The following is a 1,930-nucleotide window of genomic DNA, read 5'->3' as shown; positions in this document are numbered from 1 at the left end:
AGAGATCCTTCTCCCGTACAGCTGTCGGGATCCGCAAGCTCCGGTTCAGGATGACGGTCTCCAACCCGATAACGCGAAGCAGACATCCCGACAACGCGAAGCAGACAACTTGATAACTTTTTCTCCCTGATTTCCCCAAAAAATACAAGATAACATAACTTAGAAAAGGTCAATTCTATAAAAAATAATACAATAAAAATTGCCGAAACAGGTAGATTTTAGCCCCATTCCCGTTACCCTTCCCTTACCCTTCCGTTACCCTTCCGTTACACCCTCCTTACCCATTCGTTACCTTTTGACCAATTTCCAAGAAACCATATCATTATTCCGATATTTTTTGACTTTGTACTTTTCCAATATTAAAATCCCGATACACGCTAGGATCGATCGGCTTTGGACTCATTCATACTGCCTACTCCAATACCTAACCAGAATCCGCCGTGGACTATCGACTGTGGTCGGTGGACTTTTTACAAAACCCGCAGAATCCGCAGAAACTGCACTTTTCCTCAAAATCCGCAATATCCGCAGGATCCGCAGATTGTTTTTTATTCCATTCCAGGCCTCCCCACATTTGACCATGTTTCATTTAAACCAAATAAAAAATGGGAAAGCAATCAAGTGCATTCAAACTCGAAGGTAACATAGGAGGCTTGTCCTTCTACAAAACCAGGGATGGCCACATGGCCAGAGAAAAAGGAGGCGTCTCCAAAGACAGGATCATGAACGATCCCAAATACGCAAGGACCAGGGAAAACCTGAAAGAGTTTTCCGAAAATGCCAGGACTGTAAAGATGGTCAAGGATACCATCAGACCGGCAATCCTTAGAATTGCGGACTCAAGGCTGCATAACAGGTTGATCAGGGAGATGATGAAAGTCCTCAGAACTGATCCTGTCAACGGCAGGGGAAAGCGACTTGTTGGGGAAGGAGATTGGAACCTGCTCAAAGGTTTTGAGATCAATTCCAGTGCAGTCCTATCCGGCTCAATCAAGACAGAAATCACGGTGACCAACAGCCCTACAGAATGGGGATTTTCCATCAATTCTTTCCTGCCGGTGGATTTCCTTTCCATTCCCTTGGGAGCTACGCATTTCAGATTGATGGCTGCAGGGGCATCATTTGATTTCCAGGCAGGGACCAAAAGTTTCTTACTTAATGCAGGAGCAAACCTTCCCTTGGAGGAACTCACAGGTGCGATTTCTGTGACCATTCCCAAAGCAGGTTTACCCGAACCAAACAAGCTGTTTATCATGGGGATTGAATTCCTGCAGGTTGTCAACGGGCAAGACTACGCCTTCAACAGCGAGGAGCACAATGCCGCGGCAATCGTCACCGTGGAAAAAGCCTAAGGCCATGAAACTGCTCTTGAAAAGGGAGTATGGGAAGCACTTGACTAGGGGTACTGTTTTCCTGAATGGCAAGGTCCTTTGCAAAACCCTGGAACCATCGCTTTTACATGCCTCAAATCCATGTAGAGAAGGTCTTTTCAGATTGGACTTCGATTGCGACGAGGACAGCGGTTGGTACCTGTATTTTGAAGCAGAAGACAGGCGGATAAAGATCAAGGATAATTCGGCAACAGGTTTCAGGGATAACATAGTCCCCGTCACCTGTTTCAAAAAAAGCATACCAAAATTCACCCGCCTCGCATGCAGGAAGCTGACAGACAAGCTGCTGCAATGCATGGAAGAAGGAGAGGAGGTATGGCTGGAGATCTACAGTGAGTTCAAACCTTCAAAACAGAAACGATGGAAATTGAATCCGCAGAATACCTTGCAGGGGCAGGAGGCGTAATTTCATTGATGCTTTCGATCATCGCCTACCTGTTGAAGTTCCTCTTGCAGGACTTCAGGGCACTGCAACAAAACCTCCATGAGGTCCAGACGAGGTACCAGTTGATGGAAGTAGCCCTGCAGACCATGTCCAA

At 46.4% G+C, this 1,930-nt stretch carries 2 protein-coding genes; both read left to right on the top strand.

Annotated elements, in window-relative coordinates; genetic code table 11:
- Positions 1-605 precede the first annotated feature (605 nt).
- Positions 606-1,352 carry a hypothetical protein gene (locus tag MMU05_RS22965; protein WP_241143995.1) on the top strand — a complete coding sequence of 249 codons (747 nt, stop codon included), beginning with the start codon at positions 606-608 and terminating at the stop codon, positions 1,350-1,352.
- Positions 1,353-1,356: 4 nt separating this feature from the next.
- The gene (locus MMU05_RS22960) at positions 1,357-1,797 is read left to right on the top strand and encodes a hypothetical protein (protein WP_241143994.1); all 441 of its coding nucleotides are present in this window, start codon (positions 1,357-1,359) and stop codon (positions 1,795-1,797) included.
- The last annotated feature ends 133 nt before the right edge of the window (positions 1,798-1,930 follow it).

This window comes from Cognataquiflexum rubidum (assembly GCF_022538115.1).
GTDB lineage: Bacteria > Bacteroidota > Bacteroidia > Cytophagales > Cyclobacteriaceae > Cognataquiflexum > Cognataquiflexum rubidum.
This window is presented reverse-complemented; position numbering and strand designations above follow the sequence as displayed.

Coding starts and splice junctions, on each gene's coding strand:
- MMU05_RS22965 (WP_241143995.1), top strand. CDS start 606: ATGGGAAAGCAATCAAGTGCATTCAAACTCGAAGGTAACATAGGAGGC.
- MMU05_RS22960 (WP_241143994.1), top strand. CDS start 1,357: ATGAAACTGCTCTTGAAAAGGGAGTATGGGAAGCACTTGACTAGGGGT.